This window comes from Pseudomonas sp. S2_E01 (genome assembly GCF_054668365.1).
Genome location: NZ_CP162762.1, coordinates 4,510,211 through 4,527,308 on the forward strand (window position 1 = coordinate 4,510,211; position 17,098 = coordinate 4,527,308).

At 59.2% G+C, this 17,098-nt stretch carries 15 protein-coding genes; 10 read left to right on the forward strand and 5 right to left on the reverse strand.

Annotation, left to right across the window (positions count from 1 at the left end; translation table 11 throughout):
* Positions 1–5: 5 nt before the first annotated feature.
* The 3 genes from AB4O36_RS20980 to AB4O36_RS20990 all read right to left on the reverse strand — a co-directional run bounded on the left by AB4O36_RS20980 (position 6) and on the right by AB4O36_RS20990 (position 3,950).
* The gene (locus tag AB4O36_RS20980; RefSeq protein WP_460140164.1) at positions 6–761 is read right to left on the reverse strand and encodes a molecular chaperone; all 756 of its coding nucleotides are present in this window, start codon (positions 759–761) and stop codon (positions 6–8) included.
* Between the two features lie 49 nt (positions 762–810).
* Positions 811–3,330 carry a TcfC E-set like domain-containing protein gene (locus AB4O36_RS20985; RefSeq protein ID WP_460140165.1) on the reverse strand — a complete coding sequence of 840 codons (2,520 nt, stop codon included), beginning with the start codon at positions 3,328–3,330 and terminating at the stop codon, positions 811–813.
* Positions 3,331–3,449: 119 nt separating this feature from the next.
* Entirely contained in the window at positions 3,450–3,950 is a 501-nt protein-coding gene (locus AB4O36_RS20990; RefSeq protein ID WP_460117679.1) for a CS1 type fimbrial major subunit, read from the reverse strand.
* Between the two features lie 465 nt (positions 3,951–4,415).
* Here AB4O36_RS20990 and AB4O36_RS20995 point away from each other — a divergent pair, with 465 nt between their 5' ends.
* On the forward strand, positions 4,416–4,985 hold the full coding sequence (locus tag AB4O36_RS20995; RefSeq protein WP_460140166.1) for a PadR family transcriptional regulator: 570 nt from the start codon (positions 4,416–4,418) through the stop codon (positions 4,983–4,985).
* Complete coding sequence (locus tag AB4O36_RS21000; protein ID WP_460140167.1) at positions 4,982–5,767, forward strand: siderophore-interacting protein; 786 nt, start codon at positions 4,982–4,984, stop codon at positions 5,765–5,767. Before AB4O36_RS20995 ends, AB4O36_RS21000 begins: the two co-directional genes overlap by 4 nt.
* Positions 5,768–5,829: 62 nt before the next feature.
* Here AB4O36_RS21000 and AB4O36_RS21005 read toward each other — a convergent pair whose 3' ends face one another.
* Complete coding sequence (locus tag AB4O36_RS21005; protein ID WP_460140168.1) at positions 5,830–6,462, reverse strand: Pr6Pr family membrane protein; 633 nt, start codon at positions 6,460–6,462, stop codon at positions 5,830–5,832.
* A 2-nt stretch (positions 6,463–6,464) separates the two neighbouring features.
* Entirely contained in the window at positions 6,465–6,695 is a 231-nt protein-coding gene (locus AB4O36_RS21010; protein WP_460117687.1) for a VF530 family protein, read from the reverse strand.
* A 283-nt stretch (positions 6,696–6,978) separates the two neighbouring features.
* Between AB4O36_RS21010 and AB4O36_RS21015 the strand changes: the two genes are divergently transcribed.
* The 8 genes from AB4O36_RS21015 (at position 6,979) to cmoB (ending at position 17,086) form a co-directional block, all read left to right on the forward strand.
* The gene (locus tag AB4O36_RS21015; protein WP_460140169.1) at positions 6,979–8,361 is read left to right on the forward strand and encodes a carbohydrate porin; all 1,383 of its coding nucleotides are present in this window, start codon (positions 6,979–6,981) and stop codon (positions 8,359–8,361) included.
* Positions 8,362–8,455: 94 nt separating this feature from the next.
* Positions 8,456–10,867, forward strand: coding sequence for a glucose/quinate/shikimate family membrane-bound PQQ-dependent dehydrogenase (locus AB4O36_RS21020; protein WP_460140170.1), 2,412 nt, complete (start codon positions 8,456–8,458; stop codon positions 10,865–10,867).
* 247 nt (positions 10,868–11,114) lie between these two features.
* On the forward strand, positions 11,115–13,532 hold the full coding sequence (gene lon, locus AB4O36_RS21025; protein ID WP_460140171.1) for an endopeptidase La: 2,418 nt from the start codon (positions 11,115–11,117) through the stop codon (positions 13,530–13,532).
* 176 nt (positions 13,533–13,708) lie between these two features.
* Positions 13,709–14,119 (forward strand): hypothetical protein, encoded by a 411-nt coding sequence (locus tag AB4O36_RS21030; protein WP_460140172.1) that lies wholly within the window; start codon positions 13,709–13,711, stop codon positions 14,117–14,119.
* Between the two features lie 129 nt (positions 14,120–14,248).
* Complete coding sequence (locus AB4O36_RS21035; protein WP_460140173.1) at positions 14,249–14,641, forward strand: protease inhibitor I42 family protein; 393 nt, start codon at positions 14,249–14,251, stop codon at positions 14,639–14,641.
* A 2-nt stretch (positions 14,642–14,643) separates the two neighbouring features.
* Complete coding sequence (locus AB4O36_RS21040; RefSeq protein WP_460140174.1) at positions 14,644–15,279, forward strand: lysoplasmalogenase; 636 nt, start codon at positions 14,644–14,646, stop codon at positions 15,277–15,279.
* A gap of 74 nt (positions 15,280–15,353) precedes the next feature.
* A complete protein-coding gene (gene cmoA / locus AB4O36_RS21045; protein WP_460117698.1) occupies positions 15,354–16,133 on the forward strand; it encodes a carboxy-S-adenosyl-L-methionine synthase CmoA in 780 nt (259 codons plus the stop codon).
* Positions 16,130–17,086, forward strand: a complete 957-nt coding sequence (gene cmoB / locus AB4O36_RS21050; RefSeq protein ID WP_460140175.1) for a tRNA 5-methoxyuridine(34)/uridine 5-oxyacetic acid(34) synthase CmoB — start codon at positions 16,130–16,132, stop codon at positions 17,084–17,086. The genes cmoA and cmoB overlap by 4 nt, the downstream gene beginning before the upstream one ends.
* Positions 17,087–17,098 lie beyond the last annotated feature (12 nt).

Genomic DNA, 17,098 nt, shown 5'->3' on the forward strand with positions numbered 1-17,098 from the left:
GTTGTTCACTCGCGGTTGACCTGGCCCTTGACTTCAAGCTTTTTTGACACGGCCCCTTCAATGAGAGTGAACCGATACTCCCGGCCGGCCTGCTTGTCGAACTGGAACGTTCGACCCGCCAGAATGTGATGTTTGGTAGTGGGTTGGCAGTCGCTTTCGCTTTTCGAAGCGCAATCCTTGAATTCGTCGATGATCACGACCGAGTTGCCATCATTGCGAATCGCGTAGTTGCCAGGCGCATCCGTGATCACACTGTCAAATCGTGTATTGGAAGGTCGAACGAAAAATATCGTCCCGTATCCCGCCAACACGTTGATCCCTGCCGACAACCCTTTCCTGTATTGCTCGCGCTCTTCGGCAGACACCGCGAACTCATCTTCCTTTTCGGGAACGACCGGTACGAAGCGCACGCGAAAATAACGTTCTTTATCCCGCTCGCCGACGTACAGCAAACGCGTGCCCTGCATGCCGTTGGCTGGCACGATCAGCCTTGCGGGGCTGGCCATCAGACCGTCGCGAGCGACGGCACCCGCCTGGTTGGTCAATGGAACTTCCCGAGAGGTGCCATCCTCGTTGTAGAGAATTTCGAGAATGTTGACGCGCACGAATGCCGTGCTGTCCCCGCTGTTGAATACCCGTTTCAGATAGGTACTTTTATCGCCATCCAGATAGTCGAACACCACGCCGACATTTATCTGAGGCCCTGCCAGGACGACGTGCGGTAAAAGGGTAAAGCCAAGGACTGCCAACCAGCGTTTCATCATGTTCAACCTGATAAAGAGTTTTATCGAAGAGTGTTTTGCGCACGGATCAACCGGCGCTTGCGTCGCTGTAGGTTGCGTCCGCCAACGTATCCGCAGAGCAGCGCTGATCCCCGATCATCAACACGTTGTCTTCCTTGCGCGCATTGGCGGTGTCGAGGCGAAATCGACACAACAACTGATCGCCATGACGAACTTCCAGCGTCGGCGAACCGGCCTGCATTTCCATTGAGAAGAAGCCATCAACCTCGCTCACTCCGCGGCTGGCGTGATTGATCACGTGATGGCCCTTGAGCGGCCTGCCCTGGGGATCGATCAGGCGTCCCAGAACGGTGAGGGTTTTGTTGACGGTGATCCTGCGGTAACCGACGCCGCCCTTGTTCAAGTGATAAAGGCTGCGCGGCGGCTGGATGCTCGCTGCCGGTGGGTGGTTACCCTCGAAGTCGAAGCTCACCACGCTGCTCTTGTAAGCGGTCATCGGGATGAAATTGCGCCCCGGTCGCAGGCTCGTACTGCCACCGCTCGAATCGTCGGCCCGTAGGGCGATGCCATCGACATCCGACTCAACGTCGACGATCATCCCCGCCCCTGCGCCATGGCTCTGGCTGGTCATGACGATTTTTTCGCCACCGACCGCTACGGTGCTGTCCAGATTCAAACCGCCGGCGAACTTGTCGTTGAAGGAAGAACGCTGGAGGAATACATCACCATTGAGTGCGTCGTTGGCGAAATTCGCGGTGCCGGAAAGGCCGGCTCCATAGGTATCGGCGAGTGCCGTGGCTGACACGCTTTGCAGCACATGCCCCTGCAAGTCCTTGCGGTAACTGACAGTGGCGTTGTGGTCACGACCACCGTCGCGGGACGTGCGTGTACCGATGCTGCCGGACCACTGCTCACCCGGCCCTCCCAGCGCCACACTGACGCTTAGATCGACACCGCGGTTGCGCTTGTCGCCGCTGCTGAAACTGCCCGGCCGATCAAACACCGAAAAGCGCCAGTTGGCATCGCTGCCAAACAATGAGCCTCGCTGGGTCCACCCCAGGTCCACCCCCGTGCCGTCGACATTTCCGGCGCTGTGCGACACCCGTGCGTTGACCGAACTTTTGCTGCTGACCCGGTGATTGAGCGACACCGACGAACTGCTCGTGCGACCGACAAAAACGTTTCGCTGACGCACTCGGGTACCGTCCGAAAGGCTTTCGTAAGTTCGGGTGGTGTCGAGCCAGCTACGGGTGTGGGTCAGGAAAATACTGCCGATTCCATAACTGTAAATCGCCTGCACATCGAGCCCGGTTCCGTGGTCCTCGGTTTGGTAGACGTTGGCGAACAGGCTCGTGTGGCTGGCCAGGGTCCAGTCGACCGACGTGCCGTATTGCATCCTTTCGCGCACCTGGCGCCCCGATACACCCAGAATGACCCGTGGATGCAGAAGGTAATTGAACGCGGCACCTGCGGTCATGTCGCCGGAATCCTGCTCCTCCCAGTTGCTGAGCAATTTGCTTTCCCGGCCGGCGAACAGGTTGTAGCGCCAGCGGCTGTCCTGGTTGTGCCAGTTGGTGGGCTTGTACACCAATTCCCGGGTTGTGGAGGTGATCTGCCCATCTTCGATCAGGCGCACTTCCACTTCATAGATTCCTCCCGGTAAAGAACGTGTATCCAGGGGTTGCAAGCCTGCCTCTACCGCCTGGCTATTGATCAACGTACCGTTGCGCAGGATTTCCACCGAGGCTTGACGGTTGGCCGTGACGTACAGGGGATAGATGCTTGGTTTCGGACTGTTGATCGCCAGACTGTCGGAGCTTCCAACCATCAGGCCGGCAGCAGTGTCCGGGCTGGCCCCGAACGTACGGATCTGGCGGGTCAGGCCTTCGGAGTTGGGCGTGAAATAGCCCAGGCGCAAAAAGCTGCCTTGCAGTTCACGCTGGCTGTATAGCTCGTGTACTGCATGATGGAGCTTGTCGTCCGAGCCCCCTTGCCGTGCCAACTGGACATTCACGCTCTGGGTCCAGTTACCCAGGCTGCCACTTGCCTCCAGACCCAACCGTCCGCCCGTGTCTTGCTCCTGACCGCCGTTGATATTCAACTGATTGCGCACGATCAGCCCACTGCTGCCGCCCTCGGGCAGCTCGTAGTAACGCTTGTCTTGCGTATTGCGCTCGGCGTTTGCCGTTGCAATCGAGAGCAGGGAATTGTTCAGGTTGTAATGCGCAGCCACCATCTGCTCCGGGCAATTACCTTCACAGGCACCCAGCGCGATACCTTGTTTAAGGTAAGTGGCCCAGATTTCCCGCTGGCCAGCCGACACCTGACTGTCAGCGACATCGGCAAAATCAAGCAGGGTGACGCGATCATCTCGAGACAACACAATCATCGCCTCGCCCATCAATTGCTGATCAAGTTCCACGCGAACGGCCAGGGGCACATCAAAAAAGTGTTCTTCGAAGTCCGCCGGTAAACCTTCGGCCTGAGCCAGTAGACTGCGGGGCGTCGTGCCATTGTTGGGCGCAGCCAATGCACCTGCGCAAAACATAAAGGCGAGCGCAGTCGCGATGGGAGTCATCGGGAACATGAACGAATACTCGGTATTTTGGATATTGAGACGGTAAACATCCGAGTCGACAGGTGCGATAACCCGTCGACCGGTCAAGTGTGCCAAATGGAACCCAGTCCAATCAGGCTTGATTCACATCATGGAGTGGGAAGTACTGCGTCAAAACGCATGGCAACTACGCCCGTGTAATCGCCAGGTTTATAGCCACCTGTTGGTTTGGTCGGTGTAACAACAAAATCCACACGCTTGCCTGGCGTCGACTCGGCGTCACTAAGAACTTCCACTGCCGCGGTATGATTCAAAGCAACGTTGTTAAACGTGACGACCAGTGGGATCTTCTCTGCGACAACCCCGTTTGACAGAAAGGCCTCGCTCTCAAGCATCGCCTCGATCGAACCGTTGGTGTTCTTGGTATCGAACTGCGCACGCAGCGTGCTCAATTGCTCACTGATCGGATCGAAATGCAGACGCTGATCCTTGTCGATCAAACTGGGGTCCACAGGCACCACATAAAAAACGCTGGATGGAACTGCCGCGACAATATTCACGGAGTGGCGCGCTTCTCCGATAGCAAAAGCCATGGAGGAAGTCAGTGCCAGGACAACCAATGGAGTACCGACTAGAATTTTTCTGAACATTACTCAACACCTGTTTGGGAAGGATAAGTTTCTGATTAAAAGTCAGACCAGTTAACGGCTCACTGCAGCGCGCCATAGCCCAACTTTCAACGGTGCGCATGATCATCCATCCCAGATCACAAGTAAGTAGGAAATTTCATCCAAGCGTGTAGTTAGCTGCACCAATTCACTTGTTGAAAACATGAAATACGATATAAACCCACTATTTATAAAGCCGTCTTCCTACACACAACATTAACCGCGCCCCCTCTTGAAACTTTAACTAACAACTTGTTTAACTAAAGTTTGCTTATCGCCCACTTTAAACAGGTTTCGTCCACAGTTTTTTCCTCAGGCACGGGGTCAAGTCGCAGGGTTGTCTGCGCCGTGCCGCTCGTCGTGAGGTCCATCGGCTAGGAAAAAAACTGATTGCCCATCATTAAGATATATCTTACGTTGTATCTAGAAATGAAGAGAGAAAACACCATGAGAGACCATCATTCCCCCCATCGCGAACATCCTGGCGACGGTTTTGAAAAACGCCCCGGCCGCGAACGCGGCGGTCGCGGCCCACGAGTGTTCGCCCCGGGAGATCTCAAGCTGTTGCTGCTGGCCTTGATCGCCGAACAGCCCTGCCACGGCTATGACCTGATCCGCCAGATCGAAGGCATGTTCGATGGCGCCTACAGCCCCAGCCCCGGCGTGATTTACCCGACCCTGACGTTTTTGGAAGAAAGCGAAATGATCCAGGGCGATGCCGAAGGCGGAAAAAAACGTTACAGCGTGACCGACGCCGGACGTTTGTCTTTAAGCGAGCAGGCGATTGCCCTGGAAGGCGTGCGCATGCGCATCGATGTGAGCAAGCGATCATTGCGCGGCCATGATCGGCCGGCCGAGATCCACGAGGCTGTGCATAACCTGCGTCATGCCTTGCAACTGCATCACGGGCGCTGGAGCCCGGAAGAAATCCTGCGGGTTGCCGCCTTGCTCAATGACACCGCCAAAGCCATTGTCGACGGCCCTGCCGTGGCGTCCATACGGGAGAACACCGAATGACCCAAGTGATCGAACAATCCATTCACCGCGTCATGCACGACATCAAACGCCGTCGCCTGCAAGTGCTGCGCGTGGTTGACCTGACACCACGCATGCGTCGCATTACCCTGGGCGGGCCGGAACTCGCCGGGTTCATCAGCCTGGGCGCTGATGATCACGTCAAACTGCTGTTCCCGCAGAACGCAGCCGAGCAAGCCGCCCTGGAAACCCTGGTGTTGGGCGCCGGCAAGGGCAACGGGCCGATGCCCGCGATGCGTGATTACACGCCACGCCGCTACGACCTCGACGCCCTGGAACTGGACATCGACTTTGTGCTGCACGGCGATGGCCCTGCCTCGACCTGGGCGGAACAGGCCCGGCCCGGCCAGTTCCTGCACATCGGCGGGCCCAGGGGTTCGATGATTGTGCCGGACATGTTCGACAGCTATTTGCTGATCGGCGACGAAACCGCCCTGCCCGCCATTGCCCGTCGCCTGGAAGGCCTGGCGGCCAATCGCCGGGCGCTGGTGGTGGTCGAAGTGGAGAACGGCGCCGAACAGCAGAAGCTGGAAAGCGCGGCGCAGGTCAACGTGATCTGGGTGTTGCGCGAAGGTGGCAAGGATAATCTGCTGGCCACCGTGAAGCAGTTGCAAATCCCCAGCGGCAGCCTGTACACGTGGGTCGCCACCGAGAGCAAGGCGTCACGACAGATTCGCCGAGTGCTGCTGGATGAGCATGGGGTGGATGAGCAGTTCTTGAAGGCCGTGGGGTATTGGCGGTTGGATGACTCTGAAGAAGAGTGACCGGTTATAGGGCTGGGCTGGAACCCATCGCGAGCCTGCTCGCGATGGCTATTGCCCAGAAACTACAAAACCCGCCCCCGCCATCGATCCACCCCGATCAACACCAGCGATATCACCAAAAACCCCACCAGCAATCCCCCCGCATTCAGAAACACCTGTGGATAACCCAGGCTGTCGACATCGATGAAGGGATACGGATAAACAGCCAGCAAATGCCCACGCAGCAGCACATACGCGAAATACACCACCGGGTAGATCACCCACAGCCCAATATGCCGCAATCGCAAGGTGCCTTTGGGCACGCAGATCCACCACCAGGCCAGGTAAAGCAACGGCATTACGTCATGCATCAGCTCATCGGCCACCCACTGCCAGCCTTCGGGATGCCACAGATGGCGCAACAAAACGTTGTAGGCAGCGCCCACGATGACGATGCTCACGGCGATCGCGCTGCAGACCCCCGGTTGCAGAAACCAGCGTCTGGCCGCTGATTCGCGAGCGCTCAGATGACAGGTCAGGACAGTTGCCACCAGCGTATTGGTAATGACGGTGAAGTAGCTGAAAAAGCTGACCAACCCACCGAGCAGACTGGCGCCCAGTGTCCAGCGCGAGTGGAAGATCAGGTACATCTGGATGCTCAGCCCGGCCCAGCCCAGGCAAGCGGCTACCGCCACAAAAGCCGGTGATTTAAGCATGTTCAGATCGGTCGCTTGGTACGCATCAACTTCACGTACAGGCGTTCGACCTTCTCCCGCGCCCACGGCGTTTTGCGCAGGAACGTCAAGCTGGACTTGATACTTGGATCACTCTTGAAACAGCGAATGTCGATGCGCTCGGCCAAGCCCGACCATTCGTAGTGTTCAACCAGCACGTTGAGGATTTGCTCCAGGGTCACGCCGTGCAGCGGGTTGTTGTTCTGTTCGGTCATGCCGGGCCTTCGAGCAATGAATGAGTGGAAAGTCGCGCACCTTAGCCGAGGGCCTGTCCGGGTGGAAGACTTGTGTGGCGCCATGGATTAAATGTAGGTGAAGCGCGACATATCGCCGCGCGACACTGTTACCGATTTCGAAAGAATTCATGTCGGGAAAAGGCCTTTCTCTATTTGTAACAGAACATTATCCTTGCGCCCGAAAAGCTGAAACGCTTCATCCATTCGCGTTGCATCCTTGCGGTTCGCAGTTCATCCCCAGAAAAAGATCTAGAAACTTCCCATGCCTTATTTGCGATTTTTGCGAGACAGCGCTGTCTTCGCGCCCGTCAGCCATCAAAACACCTTGAGCCTGATAACAGGCCTTGGCGCCCTAAGCCTTGCCACGTGTGTTCAGGCCGCACCCGCCTTCGATAACGATTCCCCCTGGATGCTCGGCGACTGGAACGGCACGCGCAGCGAGCTTTCGGAAAAAGGCTACGACTTCAAACTCGATTACACCGGCGAAATGGGCAGCAATCTGCACGGTGGCTACGATCACGATCGCACTGCCCGCTATAGCGATCAGTTCGGTCTGGGCGCACATCTGGACCTGCAGAAAATCCTGGGTTGGCGCGACGCAGAATTTCAGCTGACCATCACCGAACGCGGCGGTAACAACATCAGCAATGACAGGATCAACGATCCACGGGTCGGCGGTTTCACGTCGGCCCAGGAAGTCTGGGGCCGCGGACAAACCTGGCGCCTGACGCAGATGTGGTACCAGCAGAAATTCTTCGACCAGCAGCTCGACATCAAGGTTGGCCGGTTTGGTGAAGGCGAGGACTTCAACAGCTTTCCCTGCGATTTCCAGAACCTGGCGTTCTGCGGCTCGCAGGTCGGCAACTGGGTAGGCGGCATCTGGTACAACTGGCCCGTCAGCCAGTGGGCGATGCGGGTCAAGTATCACCTGACGCCCGAGCTGTATGCGCAAGTCGGCGCCTATGAGCAAAACCCGTCGAACCTCGATCGCGGCAACGGTTTCAAACTCAGCGGCAGCGGCACTCAGGGCGCGATCCTGCCGGTGGAGCTGGTGTGGACGCCGAAACTCAATGGCCTGCCGGGCGAATACCGCGCCGGTTACTACTACAGCAATGCCAATGCCACGGACGCCTACAAGGACCGCAACGGTCAGCCAGCGGCACTGAGCGGCGAGGCCTACCGAAGCGCTTCGAGCAAGCATGGCGTGTGGCTGGGCGTGCAGCAGCAGATCACACGCCGCGCCAGCGATAATTCTCGCGGCCTGAGCGTCTTCGCCAACGGCACGATGCATGACAAGAAGACCAACGCCATCGACAACTATGTCCAGGCGGGTGTCGTCTACAAGGGCCTGTTTGATGCTCGCGCCAAAGACGACATCGGGTTTGCCCTGGCACGGGTTCACGTCAACCCGGCCTATCGCAAGAATGCCGAAGCTCACAACGAGGCACGGGCGGTGTACGACTACGACGACCCGTCCTTCCTGCCCCCGCAAGACACCGAGTACAGCGCCGAGCTCTATTACGGCGTGCACGTCACGAATTGGCTGACCGTGCGTCCAAATCTGCAATACATCCGCCACCCCGGTGGCGTGGACAAGGTCGACGACGCGCTGATTGGCGGGATCAAGATCCAGTCGTCGTTTTAACCATCGCCCTTGCAACTGAACCAATGCCTTCGTGGGATCGTCATCTACAGTGAACCTGCGAAGGAATACATGAAACCTTACGGAGAATCACACTATGAGCACTGATGGTGCTTTGAGTCGAGGCCGTCTGCTACCGACGCTGCTCGGCCTACTGCTTCTACTAATGGGCCTGGCCATGCTGGCCGGCGGGATCAAGTTGAGCCTGCTCGGCGGCTCGCTGTATTACCTGCTGGCCGGTATTGGCCTGACATTGACCGGGGTGCTGCTGATCATTGCGCGCCGTGCGGCATTGGGCCTGTATGCACTGGTGCTGTTTGCCAGCACCGTGTGGGCCTTGTGGGAAGTCGGTCTCGACTGGTGGCAACTGGTGCCGCGTTTGGCGCTTCTGTTTGCCCTGGGCATCGTCATGTTGTTGCCTTGGTTCCGTCGCCCGATCCTGCGTGAGGGCGCAGCGCCGTTGGGCACGGGCGCATTGGGCGTCGCCGTGGTGCTGGCAGGCGTAACCGCATTGGCCAGCCAATTCACCAACCCGGGTGAAATCAAGGGTCAACTGGACCGCGACAGCGTTGCGGGCATGGTTAACACCGCCCCGGCAATGCCCGACGGTGACTGGAATTCATACGGTCGCAGCGCCCATGGTGATCGCTATTCGCCTCTGGCGCAGATCACGCCGCAAAATGCGCACAAGCTGGTCGAGGCCTGGAGCTATCGCACCGGCGACTTGCCGGGGCCGAATGACCCGGGCGAAACCACCGCCGAAAACACCCCGCTGAAAGTCAACGGCATGCTCTACGTGTGCACGCCGCACAGCCAGGTGATCGCGCTGGACCCGGACACCGGCAAGGAAATCTGGCGTTTCGATCCGAAGCTGTCAACGCAGAATGCGGCGAACTTCAAGGGTTGGGCGCACATGACCTGCCGTGGCGTGTCCTACCACGATGACGCTGTTTATGCGTCCGAGCAGAGCCCTACCGGCAGCGCCAGCCCTGCGCCGGCAGCCAACGCCTGTCCACGCCGGATTTTCCTGCCGACCGCCGACACCCGCCTGATCGCCCTCAACGCCGACACCGGCAAGATGTGCGAAGACTTCGGTGACAAAGGCCAGGTCGACCTGCGCGCCAACATCGGCGGGTTCGCCGCCGGTGGTTACTACTCCACTTCGCCGCCAGCCGTCACCAAGGACCTGGTCGTGATTGGCGGCCACGTCACCGATAACGTCTCTACCGACGAACCGAGCGGCGTGATCCGCGCATTCGACGTGCACACCGGCAAGCTGGTGTGGAACTGGGACAGCGGCAATCCAGACGACACCACGCCGATTGCCGAGGGCAAGACCTATACCCGTAACTCGCCGAACATGTGGTCCATGTTTGCCGTCGATGAAAAACTCGGCATGCTCTACCTGCCGATGGGCAACCAGACCCCGGACCAGTTCGGGGGTGCCCGCACGCCCGAATCGGAGCTGCATGCCGCCGGCCTGACCGCCCTCGACATCGCCACCGGCCAGGTGCGCTGGCACTTCCAGTTCACCCACCATGACCTGTGGGACATGGACGTGGGTGGCCAGCCTACCCTGATGGACCTGAAAACCGCTGACGGCGTGAAGCCAGCAGTACTGGCCTCCACCAAGCAAGGCAGCATCTACGTGCTTGATCGCAGCACGGGCCAGGCCATTGTGCCGATCAACGAAGTACCGGTGCCCCAAGGCGCAGTCGAAGGTGATCACACCTCGCCGACCCAGCCCAAGTCTGACTTGAACCTCATGCCGCCACCGCTGCAGGAGCACGACATGTGGGGCGTGACGCCGTTTGACCAACTGATCTGCCGGATCGACTTCAAATCCATGCGTTACGAAGGCCCGTTCACCCCGCCGTCGCTGCAGGGTTCGATCGTGTATCCAGGCAACTTCGGCGTGTTCGACTGGGGTGGTATCTCGGTTGATCCGATCCGTCAGATCGCCTTCGTGAACCCTAGCTACATGGCGTTCAAATCGAAGATGATCCCGGCGGCAGAGATTGCAGCCCAAGGCCCGCGCAAAAGCGAAACCGAAGGCGTGCAACCGAACAAGGGCGCGCCTTACGGCGTGGTGCTGGAAGCGCTGCTCTCTCCAATGGGCCTGCCATGCCAGGCGCCAGCCTGGGGTTATGTGGCTGCCATCGACCTGACCACCTCCAAAGTGCTGTGGAAACACAAGAACGGCACCGTGCGTGACAGCTCGCCGGTACCGATCCCGCTGAGCATGGGCGTACCCAGCCTGGGCGGCACCTTCACCACCGCCAGTGGCGTGGGTTTCCTGAGCGGCACCCTCGACCAGTACCTGCGCGCTTATGACGTGAAAAACGGCAAACAATTGTGGGAAGGCCGCCTGCCCGCCGGTGCGCAGACCACACCGATGACCTACACCGGCAAGGACGGCAAGCAATACGTGCTGGTCGTGGCCGGTGGTCACGGTTCGCTGGGCACCAAGCAAGGTGACTATGTAATTGCTTACAAATTGGCAGAGTAAACTGTAGCGGCAATAAACAAAGGCGACACCCTCAGGGGTGTCGCCTTTTTTATTGTCACCCCATCCCTGTAGGAGCGAGCTTGCTCGCGATGGCAGTGTGTCAGGCGCCATGTTCGCTGACTGATGCACCGCCATCGCGAGCAAGCTCGCTCCTACAGGGGGCGGGGCCGAATTAACACCCAGGTATCATTGAAACCACCATTAACCTGCCCCATCTAAGACCCATACCCATTGCGCAGGTGTCCCAATGAGCGACCAGCAAGATTTTCCCGAAGACCTGAGCGAATACGCTGATCCAGAAAATGCCCCGAGCCGTACGGCCGGCAAAGGCCTCGCGTTGCCTGGCCAAAACCTGCCGGACAAGGTCTACATCATCCCGATCCACAACCGCCCGTTCTTCCCGGCCCAGGTGTTGCCGGTCATCGTCAACGAAGAACCCTGGGCCGAAACCCTGGATCTGGTGAGCAAATCCGATCATCACTCCCTGGCCCTGTTCTACATGGACACGCCCCAGGAAGACCCGCGCCACTTCGACACTTCCGCCTTGCCGCTGTACGGCACGCTCGTCAAGGTGCACCACGCCAGCCGCGAAAATGGCAAGTTGCAATTCGTTGCCCAGGGCCTGACTCGCGTACGCCTCAAGACCTGGCTCAAGCACCATCGTCCACCCTACCTGGTGGAAGTCGAGTATCCGCACCAGCCGAGCGAGCCGACCGACGAGGTCAAGGCTTACGGCATGGCGTTGATCAACGCGATCAAGGAACTGCTGCCGCTCAACCCGCTGTACAGCGAAGAACTGAAGAATTACCTCAACCGCTTCAGCCCCAACGACCCCTCGCCCCTGACTGACTTCGCCGCTGCGCTGACCTCGGCGACCGGCAGCGAGTTGCAGGAAGTGCTCGATTGCGTGCCGATGCTCAAGCGCATGGAAAAAGTCTTGCCGATGCTGCGCAAGGAAGTCGAAGTCGCGCGTCTGCAAAAGGAGATTTCCGCCGAGGTGAACCGCAAGATCGGCGAGCACCAGCGCGAATTTTTCCTCAAGGAACAGCTCAAGGTCATCCAGCAGGAACTCGGCCTGACCAAGGACGACCGTAGCGCCGACATCGAGCAGTTCGAGCAGCGCCTGGAAGGCAAGGTGTTGCCGGCGCAGGTGCAAAAACGCCTCGAGGAGGAAATGAACAAACTGTCGATCCTCGAAACAGGCTCGCCGGAGTATGCCGTCACCCGCAACTACCTCGACTGGGCGACCTCGGTGCCGTGGGGGGTATATGGCGATGATAAACTCGACCTCAAGCACGCGCGCAAGGTGCTGGATAAACACCATGCCGGGCTCGACGACATCAAGGATCGCATCCTCGAATTCCTCGCCGTTGGCGCCTACAAGGGCGAGATCAGCGGTTCCATCGTGCTGTTGGTGGGTCCGCCGGGCGTGGGCAAAACCAGCGTCGGCAAATCCATCGCCGAGTCCCTGGGGCGGCCGTTCTACCGCTTCAGTGTCGGCGGCATGCGCGACGAAGCCGAGATCAAGGGCCACCGGCGCACCTACATTGGCGCGCAACCGGGCAAACTCGTCCAGGCGTTGAAAGACGTCGAAGTGATGAACCCGGTGATCATGCTCGACGAAATCGACAAGATGGGCCAGAGCTACCAGGGCGACCCGGCTTCGGCGCTGCTGGAAACGCTGGACCCGGAGCAGAACGTCGAGTTTCTCGACCATTACCTCGACCTGCGCCTGGACCTGTCCAAAGTGCTGTTCGTGTGCACCGCCAACACCCTGGATTCCATCCCCGGCCCGTTGCTCGACCGCATGGAAGTCATTCGCCTGTCGGGTTACATCACCGAAGAAAAAGTCGCCATCGCCAAGCGCCACCTGTGGCCGAAGCTGCTGGAAAAGGCCGGTGTATCGAAGGGCAGCCTGTCGATCAGCGACAGCGCCTTGAAAGCCTTGATCGACGGTTACGCCCGTGAGGCCGGTGTGCGCCAACTTGAAAAGCAGATGGGCAAGCTGGTGCGCAAGGCGGTGACGAAGCTGATCGACGATCCGAAGGCGGTGATCAAGCTCGGCCCGAAAGACCTCGAAGCGTCGCTGGGCCACCCAGTGTTTCGTAACGAACAGGTACTGTCCGGCACCGGCGTCATCACGGGCCTGGCGTGGACCAGCATGGGCGGCGCCACACTGCCGATCGAAGCCACACGCATTCACACGCACAACCGTGGATTCAAGCTCACCGGGCAGTTGGGTGACGTGATGAAGGAGTCGGCGGAAATTGCCTACAGCTACATCAGCTCGAACCTGAAGTCGTTTGGCGGTGATCCGAAGTTCTTCGACGAAGCCTTCGTTCACCTGCACGTGCCGGAAGGCGCCACCCCCAAGGACGGTCCGAGTGCCGGTGTGACCATGGCCAGCGCCCTGCTCTCGCTCGCACGCAACCAACCGGCGAAAAAAGGTGTGGCCATGACCGGCGAACTGACGCTCACCGGGCATGTCCTGCCCATTGGCGGGGTGCGCGAGAAAGTGATCGCGGCGCGTCGGCAGAAGATCTTCGAATTGATCCTGCCAGAAGCCAACCGGGGCAGCTTCGAAGAGTTGCCCGATTACCTGAAGGAAGGGATTACGGTGCATTTCGCCAAGCGGTTTGCGGATGTGGCGAAAGTCCTGTTCTAACGTTGAAGGCGCTGTAGATCTCTTGTTTACAGCGCCTTCTCATCCATTCACGCGACCTAAACAACCAATCGTTCTAAAAACTGTCAGTTCTGATAGTAACGCTTCTCTGACTGCTTCCAGATACTGGTGACGAACGTCGTTCAGCTCATCAATCAGCGTCATGCAGGGAGAATGAAATGGTCGCAACTACCAAAAATTCCGGAACGTTCACCGCCAAACTGCCCCCGGAGCCAGACTTCAACGCGACTCAGGTCCAGGTCTATACAGATCCTGACGGCAAAAAACACTTTTCCGGAACCTATCGCGCCAATCCAACTGACCACGATCATCGAGTTTTCTACATCATCACAAGCCGGGACATTCCCAACGGGAAACACGAATTTCCCTCAGGCCCCGATGGAATCCAAACGGTATTGTATTCCCAGCGTGTAGATAACGTAGAAGTGACCCGCGCTACCATTGAAAAAGGTACGTTCACCGTCGAGTTCCATGAAGGCAATTACAAAATTGGCTTCCATGCAGACCTGCGTGATCGCTCGGGCAAACTCATCGATGTTCTGGGCAACGTTGACATTACGGAGAGTTAGAAGTCGCAGACACTTGAAGACTATTGCCTGCACAGGCAGGGAATAGTCTTCACCGGGCGACGCTGTCACAATTTGTCTCATCTTAAGTTATGCTCGCCGTTCGTCGTGAACGCCGGAGCCTCTGCCCTTATGTCCCCCAGCCGCCTGTTTGTCCCCCTCGCCCTCGCCCTGCTGGCCGCCTGCGCTTCGCAGCCCAAACAGAACGTGACAGTGGAAAAGCAAAGCGAATGCCCGGTGAAGATGAGCAACGGGCAAAACCTGATCCTGAGCCTGCCGAGCAACCCCACCACGGGTTATCGCTGGGCCATCCAGGATTCGGCCGGGGGCGTACTGCGCTCACTGGGACCGGAGGTTTACCGCAATCCTGAAGACGCCGGCGTGGTGGGGGCTGCCGGGGTTTCGACCTGGCGGTTCCAGGCCTTCGCCGCGGGCACCGGGCGCCTGCGCCTGACGTCGCAGCAACCTTGGGCACCGGAAGTGTTGCCGGTGGACAGCTTTGACTGCGCAATTTCGGTCAACTGATCATGGGTTGGCTGATTCTGGCGCTGATGGGCGCAGTGACCTTTCTCTATGGCCTCAGTGTGCATGCCGCACTGCTGTGCCTGCTGGTCAAACCGTTACCGGTGCTCGCCCTGCTCGGCTGGCTGCACGACGCGCCGCCCAGCGATTATCGACGCTGGATCAGCCTGGGCCTGATCTTCTCGCTGCTTGGCGATGTACTGCTGGCGTGGCCGGTGGATTTGTTCGTGTTCGGTCTCGGCGCGTTCCTGGTCGCGCATCTGGCGTACCTCAAGGCTTACCTGAGCGATTGCCGTCGGCTGGCGCTGCTGCCGTTGATCTTGGCCCTGGTGGTGGGCGCGGTCCTGCTGGGCATCCTGCTGGCCAACGGCCTGGGCCCACTGACCGTGCCGGTGATCGTCTACGGCGTGGCTATCAGCGCCATGCTTTGGCGCGCCTTGGCCCGCCTGGGCACCGACGTGCCCAGGCGTTCGGCATTACTGGCAGCCGGCGGCGCCGTGGCGTTCGTGTTTTCCGACAGCGTGATCGGCATCAACCGCTTCGTTGCGCCGTTCAACGCCGCGCCGTATGTGATCATCCTCAGTTACTGGCTGGGGCAGTGGGGCATCACGGCTTCGGCGTTTGCGCACAAACCGCGATAGCTCTTGCATTCGCACCCCACCATTCCCGGCGGTTTATCAGACAAACCGCGCATCCCCACGCCAACTTGGCTAAAATGCCGGCCTTTTCCACCGACACCGCCGGAACCGCCGTGAGCAAAGAACCCGATCGCCTATTCGCCCAGCCGTTGGCCCAGGTGCCCGACTTCGCCTTCAACGAGGACGTGGTGCGGGTGTTCCCGGACATGATCAAGCGCTCGGTGCCAGGTTATCCGACCATCGTCGAAAACCTCGGCGTGCTCGCATCGCAGTTCGCCCAGCCGAACAGTGTGCTCTACGACCTCGGTTCGTCCCTCGGCGCCGTGACCCAGGCGTTGCGCCGCCATGTGCGCACCGACGGTTGCCGCGTCATCGCTGTGGATAACTCCGCGGCGATGGTCGAGCGTTGCCGTGAATACCTCAACGGCCAGGACTCGATGTTCCAGGAGCTGTTGCCGGTGGAGGTAATCGAAGGCGACATTCTGGCTCTCGACTTCCAGCCAGCCTCGGTGGTGGCGCTGAACTTCACCCTGCAATTCATTGCCCGGCCGCAGCGCACCGAGTTGCTCGCGCGCATTCGCCAGTCGCTGCTTCCCGGTGGCGCCCTGATTCTCTCGGAAAAGCTGCGTTTTGAAGACGAGCAGGAGCACGCGCTGCTCACCGACCTGCATGTCGCCTTCAAACGCGCCAACGGCTACAGCGAACTGGAAATCGCCCAGAAGCGCAGCGCCATCGAAAACGTCATGAAGCCCGACAGCCTCGAAGAACACCGCGAACGCCTGCTGGCTGCCGGGTTCTCGAAAGTCGTGCCGTGGTTCCAGTGCCTTAACTTTGCCTCGTTGATTGCCTTGCCATGATCGATCTGTCCCCCCTCGCCCGCCATCTGGCGGGTACACCGCTGGCCGAATGGGCCAACACCCTGCAAGCGCAACTCGACAAGAAAATGGAAAAGGGTCACGGCGACCTGGAGCGCTGGCAGAGTGCGCTGGATGCCCTGCCGAACATCCAGCCCAGCGAAGTCGACCTGCTCAATGGCCTGAAACTGGATACCGATTGCGACGACGCCACCCGCGCGCAGATGCGCAGCGCCTTGATGGGCCTGTCGCCATGGCGCAAGGGACCGTTCGATCTGTTTGGCGTGCACGTCGACACCGAATGGCGTTCGGACTGGAAGTGGTCGCGGGTCGCTCCGCACCTGGATCTCAAGGGCAAGCGCATCCTCGATGTCGGCTGCGGCAACGGCTATTACATGTGGCGCATGCTCGGCGCCGGTGCCGACAGCGTGATCGGCGTCGACCCGAACTGGCTGTTCTTCTGCCAGTTCCAGGCGGTGCAGCGGTACCTGTCGCAACCCAATGCCTGGCACCTGCCGTTTCCTTTCGAAGACTTGCCAGCGAACCTGGAAGGTTTCGATACAGTGTTTTCCATGGGCGTGTTCTACCATCGCCGCTCGCCGATCGAGCATTTGCTGGCGCTGAAGGATTGCCTGGTCAAGGGCGGTGAACTGGTACTGGAAACCCTGGTGGTCGAAGGCGACAAGCATCAGGTGTTGGTACCGGAAGATCGCTACGCACAGATGCGCAACGTGTGGTTCCTGCCGTCCGTGCCGGCGCTGGAATTGTGGCTGCGACGTGCCGGTTTCAGCGATGTGAAATGCGTGGATGTGAGCGTGACCACGGTCGAGGAGCAACGCGGGACGGAGTGGATGAAGTACCAGTCGCTCAGCGATTTCCTCGATCCTGAGGATCACAGCAAAACGATCGAAGGGCTGCCGGCGCCGATGCGGGCGGTCATAGTGGCTAAAAAGTAAGTTCTGAAAACA

What these genes read in the sequence shown, in the direction of transcription:
- AB4O36_RS20980 (WP_460140164.1), bottom strand. Translation starts at nt 761, where the DNA reads ATGAAACGCTGGTTGGCAGTCCTTGGCTTTACCCTTTTACCGCACGTC.
- AB4O36_RS20985 (WP_460140165.1), bottom strand. Translation starts at nt 3,330, where the DNA reads ATGTTCCCGATGACTCCCATCGCGACTGCGCTCGCCTTTATGTTTTGC.
- AB4O36_RS20990 (WP_460117679.1), bottom strand. Translation starts at nt 3,950, where the DNA reads ATGTTCAGAAAAATTCTAGTCGGTACTCCATTGGTTGTCCTGGCACTG.
- AB4O36_RS20995 (WP_460140166.1), top strand. Translation starts at nt 4,416, where the DNA reads ATGAGAGACCATCATTCCCCCCATCGCGAACATCCTGGCGACGGTTTT.
- AB4O36_RS21000 (WP_460140167.1), top strand. Translation starts at nt 4,982, where the DNA reads ATGACCCAAGTGATCGAACAATCCATTCACCGCGTCATGCACGACATC.
- AB4O36_RS21005 (WP_460140168.1), bottom strand. Translation starts at nt 6,462, where the DNA reads ATGCTTAAATCACCGGCTTTTGTGGCGGTAGCCGCTTGCCTGGGCTGG.
- AB4O36_RS21010 (WP_460117687.1), bottom strand. Translation starts at nt 6,695, where the DNA reads ATGACCGAACAGAACAACAACCCGCTGCACGGCGTGACCCTGGAGCAA.
- AB4O36_RS21015 (WP_460140169.1), top strand. Translation starts at nt 6,979, where the DNA reads ATGCCTTATTTGCGATTTTTGCGAGACAGCGCTGTCTTCGCGCCCGTC.
- AB4O36_RS21020 (WP_460140170.1), top strand. Translation starts at nt 8,456, where the DNA reads ATGAGCACTGATGGTGCTTTGAGTCGAGGCCGTCTGCTACCGACGCTG.
- lon (WP_460140171.1), top strand. Translation starts at nt 11,115, where the DNA reads ATGAGCGACCAGCAAGATTTTCCCGAAGACCTGAGCGAATACGCTGAT.
- AB4O36_RS21030 (WP_460140172.1), top strand. Translation starts at nt 13,709, where the DNA reads ATGGTCGCAACTACCAAAAATTCCGGAACGTTCACCGCCAAACTGCCC.
- AB4O36_RS21035 (WP_460140173.1), top strand. Translation starts at nt 14,249, where the DNA reads ATGTCCCCCAGCCGCCTGTTTGTCCCCCTCGCCCTCGCCCTGCTGGCC.
- AB4O36_RS21040 (WP_460140174.1), top strand. Translation starts at nt 14,644, where the DNA reads ATGGGTTGGCTGATTCTGGCGCTGATGGGCGCAGTGACCTTTCTCTAT.
- cmoA (WP_460117698.1), top strand. Translation starts at nt 15,354, where the DNA reads ATGCCGGCCTTTTCCACCGACACCGCCGGAACCGCCGTGAGCAAAGAA.
- cmoB (WP_460140175.1), top strand. Translation starts at nt 16,130, where the DNA reads ATGATCGATCTGTCCCCCCTCGCCCGCCATCTGGCGGGTACACCGCTG.